This is a genomic window from Pseudomonas sp. NPDC086251 (assembly GCF_044746405.1).
GTDB lineage: Bacteria > Pseudomonadota > Gammaproteobacteria > Pseudomonadales > Pseudomonadaceae > Aquipseudomonas.
Map to the genome: position 1 here is coordinate 36144 of NZ_JBIVBY010000007.1, position 16475 is coordinate 52618.

Annotated in this window: 15 protein-coding genes; 6 read left to right on the top strand and 9 right to left on the bottom strand. The window is 61.5% G+C overall.

Features of this window, described 5'->3' with window-relative positions:
* Positions 1-2: 2 nt before the first annotated feature.
* From icmH to ACIPL2_RS10570, 5 genes are all read left to right on the top strand, one after another.
* Complete coding sequence (gene icmH / locus ACIPL2_RS10550; RefSeq protein WP_401355808.1) at positions 3-872, top strand: type IVB secretion system protein IcmH/DotU; 870 nt, start codon at positions 3-5, stop codon at positions 870-872.
* Between the two features lie 13 nt (positions 873-885).
* Positions 886-4410: a type VI secretion system membrane subunit TssM gene (gene tssM, locus ACIPL2_RS10555; protein WP_401355810.1), complete on the top strand. Its 3525-nt coding sequence runs from the start codon at positions 886-888 to the stop codon at positions 4408-4410.
* Positions 4410-5138 (top strand): PP2C family protein-serine/threonine phosphatase, encoded by a 729-nt coding sequence (locus tag ACIPL2_RS10560; protein WP_401355812.1) that lies wholly within the window; start codon positions 4410-4412, stop codon positions 5136-5138. The genes tssM and ACIPL2_RS10560 overlap by 1 nt, the downstream gene beginning before the upstream one ends.
* Before the next feature lie 277 nt (positions 5139-5415).
* Complete coding sequence (locus ACIPL2_RS10565; RefSeq protein ID WP_401356149.1) at positions 5416-6135, top strand: serine/threonine-protein kinase; 720 nt, start codon at positions 5416-5418, stop codon at positions 6133-6135.
* A gap of 267 nt (positions 6136-6402) precedes the next feature.
* Positions 6403-6792: a helicase gene (locus ACIPL2_RS10570; protein WP_401355816.1), complete on the top strand. Its 390-nt coding sequence runs from the start codon at positions 6403-6405 to the stop codon at positions 6790-6792.
* Between the two features lie 120 nt (positions 6793-6912).
* Here the strand turns inward: ACIPL2_RS10570 and ACIPL2_RS10575 are convergent, their stop codons facing one another.
* From ACIPL2_RS10575 to exbB, 6 genes are all read right to left on the bottom strand, one after another.
* A complete protein-coding gene (locus ACIPL2_RS10575) occupies positions 6913-8313 on the bottom strand; it encodes an aminoacyl-tRNA deacylase and HDOD domain-containing protein (RefSeq protein WP_401355818.1) in 1401 nt (466 codons plus the stop codon).
* A 78-nt stretch (positions 8314-8391) separates the two neighbouring features.
* Positions 8392-10467, bottom strand: a complete 2076-nt coding sequence (recG, locus tag ACIPL2_RS10580) for an ATP-dependent DNA helicase RecG (RefSeq protein WP_401355819.1) — start codon at positions 10465-10467, stop codon at positions 8392-8394.
* Between the two features lie 9 nt (positions 10468-10476).
* Positions 10477-11406, bottom strand: coding sequence for a hydrogen peroxide-inducible genes activator (locus tag ACIPL2_RS10585; protein ID WP_059403869.1), 930 nt, complete (start codon positions 11404-11406; stop codon positions 10477-10479).
* A 275-nt stretch (positions 11407-11681) separates the two neighbouring features.
* Positions 11682-12431 carry an energy transducer TonB gene (locus ACIPL2_RS10590; protein ID WP_401355821.1) on the bottom strand — a complete coding sequence of 250 codons (750 nt, stop codon included), beginning with the start codon at positions 12429-12431 and terminating at the stop codon, positions 11682-11684.
* A complete protein-coding gene (gene exbD / locus ACIPL2_RS10595) occupies positions 12428-12856 on the bottom strand; it encodes a TonB system transport protein ExbD (RefSeq protein ID WP_095126905.1) in 429 nt (142 codons plus the stop codon). The genes ACIPL2_RS10590 and exbD overlap by 4 nt, the downstream gene beginning before the upstream one ends.
* 6 nt (positions 12857-12862) lie before the next feature.
* Positions 12863-13831: a tonB-system energizer ExbB gene (exbB, locus tag ACIPL2_RS10600; RefSeq protein ID WP_401355823.1), complete on the bottom strand. Its 969-nt coding sequence runs from the start codon at positions 13829-13831 to the stop codon at positions 12863-12865.
* Between the two features lie 189 nt (positions 13832-14020).
* On the opposite strand from exbB, the gene ACIPL2_RS10605 reads away from it, so the two are divergent.
* Positions 14021-14878: an SDR family oxidoreductase gene (locus tag ACIPL2_RS10605; protein WP_401355825.1), complete on the top strand. Its 858-nt coding sequence runs from the start codon at positions 14021-14023 to the stop codon at positions 14876-14878.
* A 141-nt stretch (positions 14879-15019) separates the two neighbouring features.
* Here ACIPL2_RS10605 and ACIPL2_RS10610 read toward each other — a convergent pair whose 3' ends face one another.
* The 3 genes from ACIPL2_RS10610 to ACIPL2_RS10620 form a co-directional block, all read right to left on the bottom strand.
* Positions 15020-15760: a hypothetical protein gene (locus ACIPL2_RS10610; protein ID WP_401355827.1), complete on the bottom strand. Its 741-nt coding sequence runs from the start codon at positions 15758-15760 to the stop codon at positions 15020-15022.
* A gap of 72 nt (positions 15761-15832) precedes the next feature.
* The gene (locus ACIPL2_RS10615) at positions 15833-16213 is read right to left on the bottom strand and encodes a RidA family protein (RefSeq protein WP_003229509.1); all 381 of its coding nucleotides are present in this window, start codon (positions 16211-16213) and stop codon (positions 15833-15835) included.
* A gap of 24 nt (positions 16214-16237) precedes the next feature.
* Positions 16238-16475: ACT domain-containing protein (locus ACIPL2_RS10620; RefSeq protein WP_401355829.1), on the bottom strand; the 238-nt coding region annotated here is incomplete at its 5' end.

A 16475-nucleotide genomic window follows, 5' to 3' on the forward strand; every position in this document is an offset into this window, starting at 1 on the left:
ACATGATCAAGGACAGGGAAAACTACCAGGACGACAAAACCGTTCTGCTCGACCTCCAGGGCCACGGTCCGGCGCACAGTCCGCTGACAGATTTCGCTACGCCACCGCGTATCGAGCAGTTGGCGGAGCGGATGATCTACACCGCACGTTTGGGGCCGGCGCAGTCCTTCAATATCAGCCTGAACCCGCTGGTGGCAGCGGGGGCCGATCTGTTGTCGGAAGTGGTGCGCCTCAAGCGCGGCGATACCCGCGAAGACCTGCACGCGCTCAAAGTGCGACTGAGCGCCGCACTGAAACTGTTTGACGTGCATGCGCAGCACAACGGTGCCGAAAGCAGCCAGGTGATTACCGCCCGTTACTTGCTCTGCACGGTTGTCGACGAAGCGGTCGTGACGACACCGTGGGGCAACGAAAGCGAGTGGTCGCAGATGAGTCTGCTGAGCAGTTTCCACAACGAAACGTTCGGCGGTGAGAAGTTTTTCCAGCTGCTGGATCGCCTGTCGAAAAATCCGGTCAAGCACCTGCCGATGCTGGAGCTGATGTACCTGTGCCTGTCCTTGGGCTTCGAGGGCAAGTACCGCGTGCAAACGCGCGGCATGCTCGAACTCGACGGCATCCGCGATGCCTTGTATCGCCAGATTCGTCAGTTGCGCGGCGACGTGCCTCGTGAACTGTCGCCCCATTGGCAAGGCTTGAGCGATCGGCGCCGCAGCCTGGTGCGCATCGTGCCGGCGTGGATGGTCGTGCTGTTCACCATGGCCTGCCTGGCGGTGATGTATTCGGGTTTCGCCTGGGTATTGGGCGAGCAACGCGAAACCGTTTTGCGACCTTACCAGCCGCTTGATCCGGCGGCGGTTCAGCCGCTGCCGTAAACAGGGATGTGTGATGAAAAAGTTTTTCAAGAAAGTTGGCACATTCTTGCGTCAGACCTGGCTCTGGACCTTGCTGTTGGTACTGTTCGTAGCGCTGCTGGTGTGGTTCGTCGGGCCGCTGCTGGCGGTCAATGACTACAAATTCTGGGAAGGGTCGAGCTCCCGCTTGCTGACTATCAGTGTGCTGTTCCTGATCTGGGGCCTGACCATGGTCTTCGTCAGCTGGCGTGCTGGCATCCGTAAAAAAGCGCTCGAAGACAGCGAAGTTGGCCAGGATCATCTCCGCCGTGAAGCGCAGATCGACAAAGAGCAAAAAGTGCTTCGCGTGCGTTTCAACGCGGCATTGAAAACCCTGAAGACCTCGAGCCTTTATCGCGGTCGCAGTGAGCACTGGCGCAGTGATTTGCCGTGGTATTTGCTGATCGGCCCGCAGGGCAGTGGCAAGACCAGCTTGCTGGACTTCTCTGGCCTTGAGTTTCCGATCAACAAGATCGGCCGCAAACTGACCCGCGACACCCTCGGTACCGCTCATTGCGACTGGTACTTCGCCGATCACGGCGTGCTGATCGACACCGCCGGCCGTTACCTCACCCAGCCGGATGCCGAAGTCGACAGCAGCGCCTGGAACACCTTGCTTGAGTTGCTGCGCAAGCGTCGTCGCAACCGCCCGTTGAACGGGGTGCTGGTGACCATTCCGGTGGAAATGTTGCAGGGCCCCGCCGAGCCGGGGCTCGAAGCGCTGGCTTACCAAGTGCGTGCTCGCCTGCAAGAAATCCATCAGACGTTGCACGTCGATCTGCCGATTTATCTGGTGCTGAGCAAGGCTGACCAACTGCTCGGCTTCGACGAATTCTTCGATCAACTGACCCGCGAAGAAAGCGACCAGGTGCTCGGGACCAGCTTTCGCAATGAGCAGAGTGGCAGCGACGTCGCCGTATTGCGCACCGAGTTCGAGGCACTGCTGCGGCGCCTGAACAGCCAGGTCATCATGCGCATGCACCAGGAGCGCGACACTCAGCGTCGTGGCCGCATCCTCGACTTCCCGCATCAACTGGGGCAGATCGGCGAGCGCTTGTGCCTGTTCGTCGACATGGCGTTCACCGGCAACCGTTACCAGCGCTTCAGCCAGTTGCGCGGTTTCTACCTGACCAGCGCCCCGCGCCTGACCCAGCAGTTGGACCCGACCACCGCGAGCATCGGCGCCAGTCTGGAAATTGACGCCGGTGTGCTGCCAACGCTGCGCAGTGGCCGTTCGCGGTTCATTCACCATGTGCTCAGCCGGGTGATTTTCCCCGAAGCCGATCTGGCGGGTCTGGACAAGCGCGAACGCCGTCGAATTCATTGGGGGCAACGTGTGCTGTACGTCGGTGCGTTGGCGGCCTTGGGCCTGTTCGGTGTGTTGTGGGCGGGTGGTTTCTCCGCCAACTACGAGCGCCTGGAAAGTCTGCGCAATCTTTCTCACACCTGGACTCAGCAGGACTCGGCCCAGACCGCGCGTGATGACTCGATGTCAGTGCTCAAGTCCCTCGATATCCGCTACGCGGCGACTCAGGTCTTCCCGAAAAAAGGTGACGTGTCGTACCACGAGCGTGGCGGTCTGTATCAGGGTGAGGCGGCCAACCCGGTGGTCAAGGCTGCCTACGAGCGTGAGCTTGAGGCGCAACTGCTGCCACGGGTCGCGACGCTTCTGGAAGGGCAGATCCGCGCCAATATCAAGGACCGCGAACGCCTGCTCAACAGCCTGCGCGCGTACCTGATGTTGAACATGGAAGATCGTCGCGATGCAACGTGGCTCAAGGATCGGGTCGCCAGCGACTGGTCCCTGCGTTACCCCGGCAACACGGCGGTGCAGAACGGTTTGAACACGCACTTCGAGCGTTTGCTGAAGCAACCGTTTAGCTACCCGCTGAACGAGCCACTGGTGGCGCAGGCGCGTCAGGTCTTGCGCAGCGAGTCGCTGGCGAACGTGGTTTACCGAATGCTGCGCGAGCAGGCCCGCCATTTGCCGGAATACCGCTTCGACCAACATTTGGGTCCACAGGGTGCGTTGTTTGTCGGTATCGATTACGTGATCCCGGGGTTTTACACCCAGCAGGGTTATCAACAGTATTTCTCGGTCCAGGGCTCGGTGCTGGTCACCGATATCCTGCGGGACAATTGGGTGCTGGGCGAAGGCGCGGGTATCAGCGGCATGGATTTACGCCGCCTGATGGTTGAACTCGAGCAACTGTACTTCCGCGACTACGCCAATTTCTGGAGTGAAGCGGTCGGCCAGGTGGCCCTGCAACCCATCAACGATGCCGGCGAAGGCGCGGAGCAACTGGCGGGCCTGATTTCGGCCAACTCCCCCGTGCTGCAATTGTTGGCGGAAGTGCGCGAGAACACGCGCTTTCAGGTGATCGGGGACAGCGCTGAGGTCGCCGTCGCGGCTGCTGAAAAGCTCGGAGAGAAGGGCGGCAAGCTCGGAAAACTCGCTGCAGCCGCTGCTGATAAAGCATCGGACATGGCGTTGAATCTGCCGGACACCGCAAAGAAATCCCTGCAACGACGCTTCCAGCCGCTGCACCGTTTACTGGATGAACACAACGGCCCGACCGCTGAGTTGACGCCCGCACTGACGGCGCTTAACGAACTGCACATGCAACTGGCGAGCCTGGCCCGTGCGAGCGCGCCGGAGCACGCCGCGTTCGAAATGGCCAAGATCCGCATGGGCGGCCAGCGTGATGCACTGAGCAACTTGCGCAATGCCTCCAGTCGCCTGCCGCGGCCCGTCAGTGTGTGGTTCAACGTGCTGGCCGAAGACACTTGGCGCCTGGTGCTCAACGATGCCTACCGGTACCTGAACCAGCGTTATCAGCGCGAGCTGTACAGTTTCTATGGCAAGGCGATCAACAAGCGTTATCCGTTCAGTGCCCACAGCACCAGCGACGTTGCGATCAGCGACTTCCGCGAGTTCTTCAAGGCTCAGGGCATCGCCGATCGGTTTTTCGAGAACTACCTGCGTCCGTTTGTGAGCGGTGATCTAGGCCACTACCGCTTGCGCAGCATTGATGGGCACAGCTTGCCGGTGTCCAAGGTTTACCTCGATCAAATGGCTGCCGCGCAAGTGATCCGCCAGAGTTTCTTCTCGATCAACCCGGCCGAACCGTACGTACAGTTCAAACTGGAGCCGTACACCCTCGACCCAGCCGTCAGCCGTTCCGAGTTCAAGTTTGGCGACAAAACCATCGAATACCGACACGGCCCGATCGTGCCGGTGTCGTTCAATTGGCCGACCGACGCCGAAGACGGTCGCACCAGCCTGGTCCTCGACAAAATGGCCGGCCGCCCGATCGGCATCGAGAAAAACACCGGTCCATGGTCGCTGTTCCGTCTGTTCGACTTGATGCAGACCGAATACCTGAGCGGTCGCGACGTGCTGGTATTGAAAGCTGATGTGGGTGGCCTGCGCGCCAACTACTTGCTGTCGAGCCAACGCACACCGAACCCGTTTGACATGGGCGTCTTGCGCACCTTCCGTATGCCGGTGCAGCTCTGATGCAAGTTGCCAGGCCTTGGCGCAGCGCCGCGCGTACCGACGCGGGCAAGGTCCGGATGCGCAACGAAGATGCTTTTCTGGATTGCCCGCAGCAGGGGTTGTGGGTGGTCGCGGACGGTATGGGCGGTCATCAGGGTGGCGACATTGCCAGCCAGTTGATCGTCGCCAGCCTGGCGGAATTGCCAGTGCAGGAGGACTTTGACGAACGACTTAAAGGCGTACGCCAGTGCCTGCATTGGCTCAATCGCCGTTTGGCTCAGGAGTTGACCGTCACGGCCGGGCGCCACGACAGCATCATGGGCAGCACAGTGGTGGCGCTACTGCTGGAAGACCATCGCGCGGCCTGTGTCTGGGCCGGCGACAGCCGCTGCTACCTGTGGCGCGGTCAGCGTTTGTATCAGCTGTCCCGGGACCATTCGCTGCAACAGCAACTGATCGACGAGCAACAGATGAGCGTCGAGCAAGCCAAGGCGCATCCTTCTGCCCATGCCTTGACCCGTGCGGTCGGGGCGGCCGAGCATTTGACCCTGGCTGTACTCGAAATCGAGGTCTACCCCGGCGATGCGTTTCTGTTGTGCAGCGACGGTTTGTACCAAGGGCTGAGCAGCGAAGCCTTGGGCAATGCCCTGAGCCTGACCGCGCCGCACATCACGCTGGAACGTCTGTTCGATGGCGCCCTGCGCGGCTCGGCACGGGATAATCTGACCGCCGTGGTGATCCGAAAGTGACTCAGCTCATGCCGCCGCTCGACGACCTACGAGGGAGCGTAGAGCACACCGATAACTTGACTTACTTTGCGTTCGCCAAGTCGCACAAAGCAGAGCCCGCGCTGGCGCCGACCCAGGTTAGCGTCGGTAAAATGCCGGACGTGCTGGCAGGCCGTTACCGCATCGAGCGTCTGCTTGGCGCCGGCGGGATGGGCGCGGTGTACCGTGCACGGGATTTGCTGAGCGAGCAGTTCGGCGATCCTGACCCTTACATCGCACTGAAAATCCTCAGCGAAGAATTTGCCGACTCGCCGGACGCCAGCGCCTTGCTCTTCAGCGAGTTCGTCCTGACCGACGTCTGCGCCACAACAACGTGCTGCGTTTGCACACTTTTGAAGTGGACACTGACTGCCGGCGCGCCTTCATCATCATGGAACTCATGCGTGGGTTGACCCTGGACAAATTGCTTTGCGAGCGGCCTCTGGGTTTGCCGTGGAAAGAGTTGCGCGACATCGCGTTGCCGCTGCTCGATGCGCTGGCCTACGCTCACAGTCGCGGCGTGCTGCACGGCGACGTGAAGCCGAGCAACGTGATGCTCAGCGAAGAAGGCGTGCGCCTGTTCGACTTCGGGCTGGGCCAGGCAGAGGCGGGAATTCTGCCCGGTCTTCCGCACCTGAGCCGCAACCGCTTCAACGCCTGGACCCCGGGCTATGCCGCGCCTGAATTGCTCGACGGCCAGCCGTTATCGGCCCGCGCTGACGTATATGGCGCGGCGTGCGTGCTGTATGAATTGGCGAGCGGCAAGCACCCGTTCCGCCGCTTGCCTTCGACCGCAGCCCAGGATGGACATTTAGATCGCAAGCTCCGGGCGCCAAAGAATCTACCCAGACACTGCTGGCCAGCCATGCGAACGGCGCTGGCTTTCGATGTGGCCAAGCGCACCATCACGGCCGCCCAATTGCGTGACGCTATGGGCGCCCCTTCGTCTTTGTTGCAACGTCTACGCCTTCGAGCGTAAACGATGCCCCTGTAGGAGCGAGCTCGCTCGCGATGGGCGTCAACGATAACGCGTGTTTGCTGGGCTAACGCGTCGCCCTCAGGTCCATCGCGAGCAAACTCGCTCCTACAGGTTTTTCAGGGAGGTTAGCGAATAGGACTTGCGTGACTTGGTAGTCATTGACGCCAAAAACACGGGCATCTTCTCCTAACGCTTCGCAACAGTGGCGTTCTCGCTTGAAGCCGCTACACTGCGCCAGCCGTTCATTTTTCTCTTGAGGCTGTGCGCATGAAATTTCGTTTTCTGCTGTGGATGCTGGGTCTGTTGATGGGCAAGGCCAGTCGGACCAACCCTGCGTTTCAGCAACAGTTGGGTGACAAGGAGTTGGTGTTTCAGCTACAGACCCTGGACGGGAAAGTGGCACGGCATTTCTTTGTGAAGGGCCAGCGCATCACCAGCAAGTCGGGCGTGTATGCCGAGCCTGCGTTTGCGATTGCCTTTAAAGATGCCGCGTATGGCTTTGCCACGATGCAGGCGAAGAACAAGCAGTTGGCGTTCATGACGGGGATTCAGGACAAGTCGATTCAGATCAAGGGCAACCCGGCGCTGGTGATCTGGTTCCAGGGCTTGACCAAGTATTTGAAGCCGCGCAAGGCCAAGGCAAAAGCCAAGGTTTGAGGTGGTCAGTTAGACCGAGGTGGATTCTTCGCGGGCAAGCCTCGCTCCTACAGGGTTCAGGTTGTTCCCAATGGGATGAACAACACGTTCTGTAGGAGCGAGGCTTGCCCGCGAAGCTTTCTAGGCCTGAGAGAATTGCGACGCGAGTTCGCGCAGCAGCACTTCGGCTTCCAGCACTTTGCTGACGACGTCGTCGGCTTTGTCACGACTCAGGCCAACGCGTTCGAGCAGGGCGTCGGGGATGTCTTCATCCGGGCCGGAACCGATCCCACGGCTGCGCAGCAAACGCACGGCCAGACACACCAGGTTCGGGTATTCGGCGTAGGCGCCGTCGTAGCCAGGGTCGTGTTGGAAGCGCAGGGCGGTGGCCAGTTCTTCCGGCATGTCCCAGTAGCGCATCAGCCATGAGCCGATCTGTTCGCGGCTGATGCCCAGCAGGTGCTGCTCGACGTAGCTGTGGCACAGGTGCGGGTTGACCTCCAGGTGGCGGCAGATCAGCGAGAAGTGCGGTGGGAACACGTGGGCCAGCAGCAAGTAACCGAAGTTGTGCAGCAGGCCGGCGAGGTAGGTCAGGCCGGCTTCCGGGCGCTGCGCGCGTGGCATGGCGCGGGTCAGGCCTTCGATGACGGCGGCGGTATAGATCGACTGCTGCCAGTACGGCGTGGTCTGTTGCGGGTGGTCTTTTGGCAGGCTCAGGGTTTTGCCCAGGGCCAGGCCCAGCGCCAGGTTGATCACCAGGTCGAAACCCAGCACCCGGACGATGGCGTCTTCCACTGAACGAATCTTGCCCGGCGAGGCGTAGTACGGCGACGCCGCCCAGCTCACGACTTGCGCGGCCAGGGCCGGGTCGGTTTCGACCACGCCGGTGATGTCGTCGATGGTCGCGTTGGGGTCGACCCGCAGCTTGATGATTTTCTGCGCGGTCTCGGCCAGCGGCGGAATTTCGATGGTCGATTCCAGGCGTTGCTGGATGCGCCGCGCGGTGAACGCTTGAACGGCCTGGGTGATTTCCTGGCGGTCATCATCGGGGCGGTCAAGGTTCGGGCGGATGCTGGTCAGGGCCTCGCCGAAGTTGGCGGCGCTGGCCTTGGTCAACAGGGTTTTGAACGCTTCGCTGGTGACTTCCAGCAACACGCCCGGCTCGCCCGAATTGATCAACAATTTCGGCTCGCGCAGCAGGCTTTCTTCGTACAGGCACGGCGAACTGGCCAGCGCCGGCAGGCCGGGCAGCAGGCTCAGGTTGTGCTTGCCGAGCATTTTTACCAGGCGTTCGCTGGACACGGCGGTGAGACGGCGACCCGTCAGCTCGGCGAGGCGATTGAGGTCGAGCAATTGGCTTTGCGGAAACAGTACCATCAAGGCGCCTACGGCATCGTCCACCAGAACAGCCTGCACTTTGCGCGCGGCGTTCAGACCGTGGTGGTCGAGGACTTCTTCGTAGGCAATGCCCAGTTTGCCCAGCAGCAGCCGAACAGCCGACGGGGCTTGCGGGGTAGCGGGTGCGAGGGCAACTTCGGTCATGGTTTGTATCCGTATTCAAACAATTGCAGGAGTATAACCAGCTTGCTCAGTGCGATGGATCAGAAACTGCGACGGTGCTCACACTTGGCCGTATTGCTGCCCATGGCGCAGCCAGCGGTCGAGTAACGGGCTGACGTGATCCGGCCAGCGCTCCAGCAATGCCTGGGCAGCGTCGCGCACGGCGGGCAGCAGATCGGCGTCACGCATCAGGTCGGCGACCTTGAATTGCAGCAGGCCGGTCTGGCGAGTGCCGAGCATTTCGCCGGGGCCGCGCAGTTCGAGGTCCTTTTCGGCGATGACAAAACCGTCGTTGGTTTCGCGCATGATGCCCAGCCGCTGACGACCGATCTGTGACAACGGCGGATGGTAAAGCAGCACGCAATGGCTGGCGGCGCTGCCTCGACCGACGCGGCCGCGCAATTGGTGCAGTTGCGCGAGGCCGAGGCGTTCGGGGTTTTCGATGATCATCAGGCTGGCGTTCGGGACGTCGACGCCGACTTCGATCACCGTGGTGGCGACCAACAGTTGCAAATTGCCGGCCTTGAATTCAGCCATGACGGCGGCTTTCTCGACGGGCTTCATGCGGCCGTGGATCAGCCCGACCTTCAATTCGCCAAGGGCGGCGGTGAGGTCTTCGTACGTGGTTTCGGCGGCCTGGCAGGTCAGCTCTTCCGACTCTTCGATCAGCGTGCACACCCAATAGGCCTGACGCCCTTCAGCACAGGCACCGCGTACGCGTTCGATGACTTCGACGCGCCGGGTATCGGTGATCAGCACGGTGTTGACCGGGGTGCGGCCGGGCGGCAGTTCGTCGAGGATCGAGGTGTCGAGGTCGGCGTAGGCGCTCATGGCCAGCGTCCGAGGAATCGGCGTGGCGGTCATGATCAGTTGGTGCGGACACATCCGCCCGCCGACGCCTTTCTGCCGCAACGCCAACCGCTGCTGCACACCGAAACGGTGTTGTTCGTCGATGATCGCCAGCGCCAGGTTCTTGAACTGCACTTCGTCCTGGAACAGCGCGTGGGTGCCGACCACCATCGGCACGCCGCTGGCGATTTGTTCCAGCGCAGCCACGCGGTTCTTGCCCTTGAGCTTGCCCGCCAGCCACGCGACTTCTATGCCCAGCGGCTCGAGCCAGCGCTTGAAGGTGATGAAGTGCTGCTCGGCGAGGATTTCGGTGGGCGCCATCAACGCAACCTGATAACCGGCCTCAAGCGCCTGAAGCGCGGCGAGGGCGGCGACCACGGTTTTACCCGCGCCAACGTCGCCCTGAATCAGCCGCAGCATCGGCTCGTGCTGGCTCAGGTCGTAAGCGATTTCGTTGCCGACCCTTTGTTGCGCGCCCGTCGGCGTAAACCCCAGGTTGGCCAGGTATTGAGCCGGCAGTTTAGTGGCTTTCGGCATCGCCGGCGCGCGCAGGGAACGCATGCTTTCGCGCAGGCGCTGTTGGGACAGTTGATGCGTCAGCAGTTCTTCGAAGGCGAGACGATGTTGCGCCCAGTGATGACCGAGGGCGAGCTCGTCGACGTCGGCATCGGCGGGCGGGTGATGCAGGTAGCGGATCGCATCGGCCAGTGGCGCCAGTTGATAGTCACGGGCCAGCTCGGTCGGCAGCCAATCGGGCAGGCTGGTGGGACCGAGCATGGTCAGGGTCTGCATGCACAGTTGGCGCAAGCGCTGCTGAGTCAAACCTTCGGTGAGCGGATAGACCGGGGTCAGGGTTTCGTCCACCGGCGGCGGCTCGTCGCCAGTGATCGCGCGGTACTCTGGGTGGTAAATCTCCAGCCCCGATGCACCGGGCCGCGCTTCGCCGTAGCAGCGAATGCGCGTGCCGCGTTTGAGGCCTTCTTTCTGCGCGTTGCTGAAGTGATAGAAGCGCAGGCTCAGCCCGCCGGTGCCGTCCTGGATACGTACCACGAGACTGCGGCGACGGCCCATGACCACGTCGGCGCCGCTGACCGTGCCTTCGATCACGGCGTCTTGCCCGGGTCGCAAGTGACCGATCGGGACCACGCGGGTGCGGTCCTGATAACGCAGCGGCAGGTGAAACAGCACGTCCTGGAGATTCTCCAGGCCGACCTTGGCCAATTTCTCGGCCATGGCTTCGCCGACACCCTTGAGTGCCGTCACTGACACTTGCGACAACTCGGTCATGGCTGCGGCTTAACCTGCGGCCACTGGCACCGGCGGCTTGGCCACCGAGCACAGGCGAATGGAGTCAGCGAGGATCTCGATGGCTTTCGGGCGCGGGAAGCTTGCGCGCCAGGCAATGGCCACGGTGCGGAACGGCACCGGCGGCGACAATGGACGCACTTCGATCACGCCGGGGGCGTAGTGATGGCTGTCCACTGCCGAGAGCGGCAGGATCGAAATGCCGAGGCCGGAGGCGACCATGTGGCGGATGGTTTCCAGGGAGCTGGATTCCACCGTGGTGTGCTTGGCGCCGTCGTTGCCTTTGGCCAGGGTCGGGCAGGCTTCCAGCACTTGATCGCGGAAGCAGTGACCTTCGCCGAGCAGCAGCAGGCTCTTGTCGTTGAGCAGGGCGGCGTCGATGGTTTCTTTTTGCGTCCACGGGTGCTGGGCCGGCATCAGGACATAGAACGGCTCATCGTAGAGCTGCAACGTCAGCACATCGGCTTCGTTGAACGGCAGGGCGATGATGATCGCGTCCAGCTCACCGTTGCGCAGTTTGTCGCGCAGGATATGGGTGAAGTTTTCTTCGATGTACAACGGCATCTGCGGGGCGACCCGGTGCAGTTGTGGAATCAGGTGCGGGAACAGGTACGGGCCGACGGTGTAGATCGCGCCGACTTTCAGCGGGGCGGTCAGCTGGTTCTTGCCAGCCTGGGCCAGTTCGCGGATGCCTTGGGCCTGTTCCAGGACTTTCTGGGCCTGGGCAACAATGCCTTCGCCGACCGGCGTCAGGCGCACGGCGCTTTTGCTGCGCTCGAAAATCAGCACACCGAGTTCGTCTTCAAGCTTTTTCACGCCCACCGACAGGGTCGGCTGGCTGACGTGGCAACGCTCGGCCGCGTGACCGAAGTGCTGCTCTTGGGCGAGGGTAACGATGTAGCGTAATTCTGTGAGAGTCATAGCAAGCGTCCATGAAGTTGCGGGCCAAGCATACCGGCTGCAATCGATAGACGCACGTTATCAGAGTGCGTGTGGTGGGCGACACCGGGCAATGCCGGTTTGCCGCGGATAGATAGGCAAAAGGCACCTTTCGGTGCCTTTCTGGCTGTTGCATCCCCCTGTAGGAGCGAGCTTGCTCGCGAAAAACCTGAGATCGCCCCGGGGTGTCAGGCTTCAAGCGTTATCGTTCGCCACATTCGCGAGCAAGCTCGTTCCTACAGTAGTTTCTGCAGTTCTCAGCGCCGGCGTTTTTCCAGCGAGTAAACAAACGGTGCAACGATTTCGATGGAGCCGTTGTTCAGCATGTCAGCCGGTGGCTTGGGCAGCGGTTGGGCGCGTTTGATCATTTCCAGGGTGGCCCGGTCGAGATCGGCAGTGCCGGAGCCGCCCACCAGTTCGTACGACAAGACGTTGCCTTCGGCGTCCACCACGAAACGCAGACGGTTCATGCCTTCCTTGCCCCGCGCCTGTGCACTGGCCGGGTACTTTTTGTACTTGGCCAAGTGAGCGAGCAGGGTGCCTTGCCAACTGGCCTTGGCCGCTTGCTGCGCTGGCGATGGGCCCGGTGCCGGTTGTGCGGATTTCTCCGTCGGTGCCTGCGTCGGTTGCGCGTCGCTCGGTTTTTCCTCGGACGGTTTTTCCTTCGGCGGCTCCGGCTTTTTCTCCACAGGCTTGGGCGGTTGTGGCTTCGGCTTGGGCTTGACCGGTTTCGGCACGACGATCTCGGCTTTCGGTACTTCAGCCGTTTTCGGGATCGGCAGTTCTTCCACCGGTGCCGGTGGTTGTGGCGGCGTTATGACCTTCGGCGGTGCCGGTGGTGGTGGGGCTGGAACGGGGGCCAGCTCGACCATCATTGCCTGGGGCGGCAATTCGATAGGCGGGCGGGCGGTCCAGTTCATCGCCAGCGCAATGGCCAGCGCGTGAACGCCCAGCACCACGGCCAGGCTCCCGCTATAACGCGTCAGCTTATGGCGCGTCGTGATCATTTCTTGGCTGCCGTCTCGAGTCCGACCAGACCTACCTTCAGGTAACCGGCGGAACGCAGGTTGTCCATCACGCTCATCAGGTCGCCGTAATCCACGCCTTTGTCGGCCTGGAAGAAGATTGTCGTGTCTTTCTTGCCCTTGGTCCTGGCGTCGAGCGTGGCGCCGAGTGCTTCGGCCTTCACTTCGTCTTCGCCGAGGAACAGGCGTTGGTCAGCTTTAACGCTGAGGAACACCGGTTTCTCCGGCCGTGGCGCCGGTTTGGCGCTGGAGGCAGGCAGGTCAACCTTGATGTCCACGGTGGCCAGCGGGGCGGCGACCATGAAGATAATCAACAGCACCAGCATCACGTCGATGAACGGCGTGACGTTGATTTCGTGGTTCTCGGCCAGATCGTCGTCTGCGCCTTCTTTCAAATGCAGGCCCATGGCCGATTACCCCACTTTCACCATGTGCGGTTGCGAGCTGCGCTCAGGCTGGTGGTCGAGGTCGCGGCTGACCAGCAGCAGGACTTCTGCCGACGCATCGGACACTTGCGCCTTGTAACCGGCGATGGAGCGGGCGAAGACGTTGTAGATCACCACGGCCGGAATCGCGGCCACCAGGCCCAACGCAGTGGCCAGCAGGGCTTCGGCGATGCCGGGGGCCACGACGGCGAGGTTGGTGGTCTGGGTTTTGGCGATGCCGATAAAGCTGTTCATGATGCCCCACACGGTACCGAACAGGCCGACGAACGGCGCAGTCGAGCCGATGGTGGCGAGGACGCCGGTGCCGCTGCTCATGTTGCGACCGCACGCGGCGACCAGGCGCTCGAGGCGGAAGGCCACGCGTTCCTTGATACCTTCTTTTTCGCGGCTGTTGGTCGACAGGCGCATTTCTTCCAAGGCGTCATGCACCAACAGGTTGGCGAGGGTGCCGGCCTTGGCGGCGGTAGCGCTGGCTTCTTTGAGGGTGGTGGCTTTTTTCAGGTGGACGATTTCAGTGCGCAGGCGACGCTTGGCGCCCATCAGCTCGAAACCCTTGGCGATCCAGATCGTCCAGGTGATGATCGACGCAATGGCCAGGCCAATCATCACGATTTTCACGATGATGTCGGCGTTCTGGTACATGCCCCATGGCGACAGGTCGTGGGCCATGCCCAGGGTGTTGTCGGCTTCGAGGACTTCAGGAGCGTCTTCGGCGGTGGTGTCTACAGCCTGGGCCGGGTCGGTTGCAACCGGAGTCACGGCCGGAGCGGCGTGATCGGCGGGTGCTGGAGCCGTGGCAGCGGCCGGCGTGGCTGGCGCTTGTGCATCAGCGAAGGCGGCGGTCGGTGCCAGCAGCAGGCTGAGCAGCAGGGCGGCCACCGCGCTCCAGGCGCGAGGTCGTTTGGTTGGCGAAGCGGGGAATTGATTGCGTGTCATGCTGGCCGGACCTGAGAAAGAAAAAGGGTAAATGCTCTTCCAGGCCTCGCGAGGCCGAGAACAAAAGTGGCGGGCATTATTGCAAGTAATTCTTGTTAACAAAAGTAATAGAGTTTCTTTTTTTCCTGCATTGCTAGCCGCTCGTCCATTGCCGGCGCTAGTCTGTGCCTTTCTGACGGGAGTTTTCTGATGTCCGCGCCATCTGTTTTGATCGCCGGTTGTGGTGATGTCGGCAGTCGTCTGGCCACGCAATTGCTGGCTTTAGGGTGGGAGGTTCATGGCCTGCGGCGTGACGTCTCGCGCCTGCCCAAGGGTGTGATTGGCGTCGCTGGCGACTTGTTTAATGAAGATTGCCCGCAGACGTGGCCAGTCGGTGCGGTGGATTACCTGGTGTATTGCGCAGCCGCCACCGATCACGATGAAGCCGGTTACCGCGCCGCTTATGTGCAGGGCTTGCAGCATGTGCTGGAGTGGTTGACCGACTATGGGCAGGTGCCCGATCGGCTGCTGTTCGTGTCCAGCAGCAGTGTGTATGGGCAACAGGAGGGCGAGTGGGTCGACGAGACTTCGCCGACCGTGGCGGCCGGGTATTCCGGGCAGGTGATGCTCGAAGCCGAGCAGGTTGCCCTCAACAGCGGTATCCCGGCGAGCATTGTGCGGTTGACCGGTATCTACGGTCCGGGGCGCGAATGGTTGCTGACTCAGGTTCGCCGCGGCTATCGGGTGGCGGTCGATCCACCGCTGTACGCCAACCGCATTCATGCCGACGACGCGGCAGGATTGATGGCGTGTCTGCTTGAGGCCGACCGGCGCGGCGTGGCCCTGGATGACGTTTACATAGGCGTTGACGATGCGCCGGCAGCGCTGGCGGACGTGGTGGGTTGGTTGCGCGAGTATCTGGGCGTGACCGAATGGTCCGAGGATGAGAGCGTGCGACGTACCGGCAGCAAACGCTGCAGTAATGCCCGGGCGAAAGCCTTGGGTTGGGTGCCGAAGTACCCGAGCTTTCGCGAGGGTTATGCGGCCATTCTGGAAGGGCGCGACTAACTTCAAGTCACCCCAAATCAAAATGTGGGAGCGGGCTTGCTCGCGAAAGCGGTGAAACATTCAACGATGAAGTTGAATGTTATGGCCCTTTCGCGAGCAAGCCCGCTCCCACATCCGTTTTTCGGTGGTCTTAAGATTGGGTTACTGCTTCTCGAGCAACCACTTGCGATCGCCGGGTGTGAACGAAGGCATTTCATCCGCCTGCGCCGTGTTCACCGCCTGGAGAATCTCCAGCTCCTTGCCCTTGCGCGCAAAGAGCCAGGTATTGCCCTGGCCATTGAGCTGCAACCACATGTTGTCGTTGCCGCCGCTCATCGACGCGCAATCGCCCGCCAGGCACAGGGCATAACGATCCGCACCGGGCAAACCGGCAACCTGACCGTCGGCCTGGAATTGCACGGTATTGCCTTCTCCCGGGCCGCTGACGACTTTCCAGCTGCCGCCCATGTAGGCCGAATACAGCGCACGCTCGAAGCTCGCGCCGATCGGTGCGCCCTCGGGCACCGGGATCTGCGCGCGGTCGAAGACCTGTGCCGATTCGTTCTCGGTCGCGGATTGACTCAGTTGCTTGCCATCACGCTTCAGCTCACTGCCGGAGCTGCCATAAAAGTCGACTTTCCACGCGCCGGACGCTTCGCCCAGCAGCTTGCCTTCGACATTTTCAAAACCGTTGGTGTAGCGGGCCTGACTGGCCTTGGTGTTGACGTCCCATTCCAGGTTCGGGCCATAGGCCTGGAGTGCTTCACGCAGAGGGCCGCCTTTGGAGGCCGCATCGATTGCCACCTGATTGATCCAGGTGCCGCTGATGTCGCGGTCGGCAGGGTTGCTGGCACAACCGCCCAAGAACAGGGCGACCAGCGAGAGAACTAGCGCGTTGCGCATGGTGGAATCCTTTCAGAACGCCTTTTATACGTACTGCAGTGGCGCAGCCACGGAGGGCTGCGCCGCACGCATTTATTCGATGACCAGAATGGCATCCATTTCAACCTGCGAACCCTTTGGCAGGGCGGCTACGCCGATGGCGGCGCGGGCAGGGTAAGGCTGGTCAAAGTACTTGCCCATGATCTCGTTGACCTTGGCGAAGTGGCTCAGGTCGGTGAGGAAGATGTTCAGTTTGACGATGTCCTTGAACGAACCACCAGCGGCTTCGGCCACGGCTTTGAGGTTCTCGAACACCTGGACGGTCTGGGCTTCGAAGCCTTCAACCAGTTCCATGGTTTTTGGGTCCAGAGGAATCTGACCCGACATGTAAACGGTGTTGCCAGCCTTGATCGCCTGGGAGTAAGTACCGATGGCGGCCGGGGCCTTGTCGCTGGTGATAACAGTCTTGGTCATGAATGACTCCTTGTAATAGTGGGCTTAGGCGCGCATGCGGGTGATGCGAATCACCCCGGTCAGTGCGCGCAGTTTCTTGATCACGCGGGCCAGGTGCACGCGGTCGTGCACGCTGACCACCAGTTGGACCACGCTGATGCGACCATCGCGTTCGTCCATGCTGATTTTCTCGATATTGCCGTCGGCGGCGTTGACGCTGCTGGCCAGCAGGGCGATCAAGCCGCGCTGGTGTTCCAGCTCGACACGCAGTTCGACGATGCAT

Coding starts and splice junctions, on each gene's coding strand:
- icmH (WP_401355808.1), top strand. CDS start 3: ATGATCAAGGACAGGGAAAACTACCAGGACGACAAAACCGTTCTGCTC.
- tssM (WP_401355810.1), top strand. CDS start 886: ATGAAAAAGTTTTTCAAGAAAGTTGGCACATTCTTGCGTCAGACCTGG.
- ACIPL2_RS10560 (WP_401355812.1), top strand. CDS start 4,410: ATGCAAGTTGCCAGGCCTTGGCGCAGCGCCGCGCGTACCGACGCGGGC.
- ACIPL2_RS10570 (WP_401355816.1), top strand. CDS start 6,403: ATGAAATTTCGTTTTCTGCTGTGGATGCTGGGTCTGTTGATGGGCAAG.
- ACIPL2_RS10575 (WP_401355818.1), bottom strand. CDS start 8,313: ATGACCGAAGTTGCCCTCGCACCCGCTACCCCGCAAGCCCCGTCGGCT.
- recG (WP_401355819.1), bottom strand. CDS start 10,467: ATGACCGAGTTGTCGCAAGTGTCAGTGACGGCACTCAAGGGTGTCGGC.
- ACIPL2_RS10585 (WP_059403869.1), bottom strand. CDS start 11,406: ATGACTCTCACAGAATTACGCTACATCGTTACCCTCGCCCAAGAGCAG.
- ACIPL2_RS10590 (WP_401355821.1), bottom strand. CDS start 12,431: ATGATCACGACGCGCCATAAGCTGACGCGTTATAGCGGGAGCCTGGCC.
- exbD (WP_095126905.1), bottom strand. CDS start 12,856: ATGGGCCTGCATTTGAAAGAAGGCGCAGACGACGATCTGGCCGAGAAC.
- exbB (WP_401355823.1), bottom strand. CDS start 13,831: ATGACACGCAATCAATTCCCCGCTTCGCCAACCAAACGACCTCGCGCC.
- ACIPL2_RS10605 (WP_401355825.1), top strand. CDS start 14,021: ATGTCCGCGCCATCTGTTTTGATCGCCGGTTGTGGTGATGTCGGCAGT.
- ACIPL2_RS10610 (WP_401355827.1), bottom strand. CDS start 15,760: ATGCGCAACGCGCTAGTTCTCTCGCTGGTCGCCCTGTTCTTGGGCGGT.
- ACIPL2_RS10615 (WP_003229509.1), bottom strand. CDS start 16,213: ATGACCAAGACTGTTATCACCAGCGACAAGGCCCCGGCCGCCATCGGT.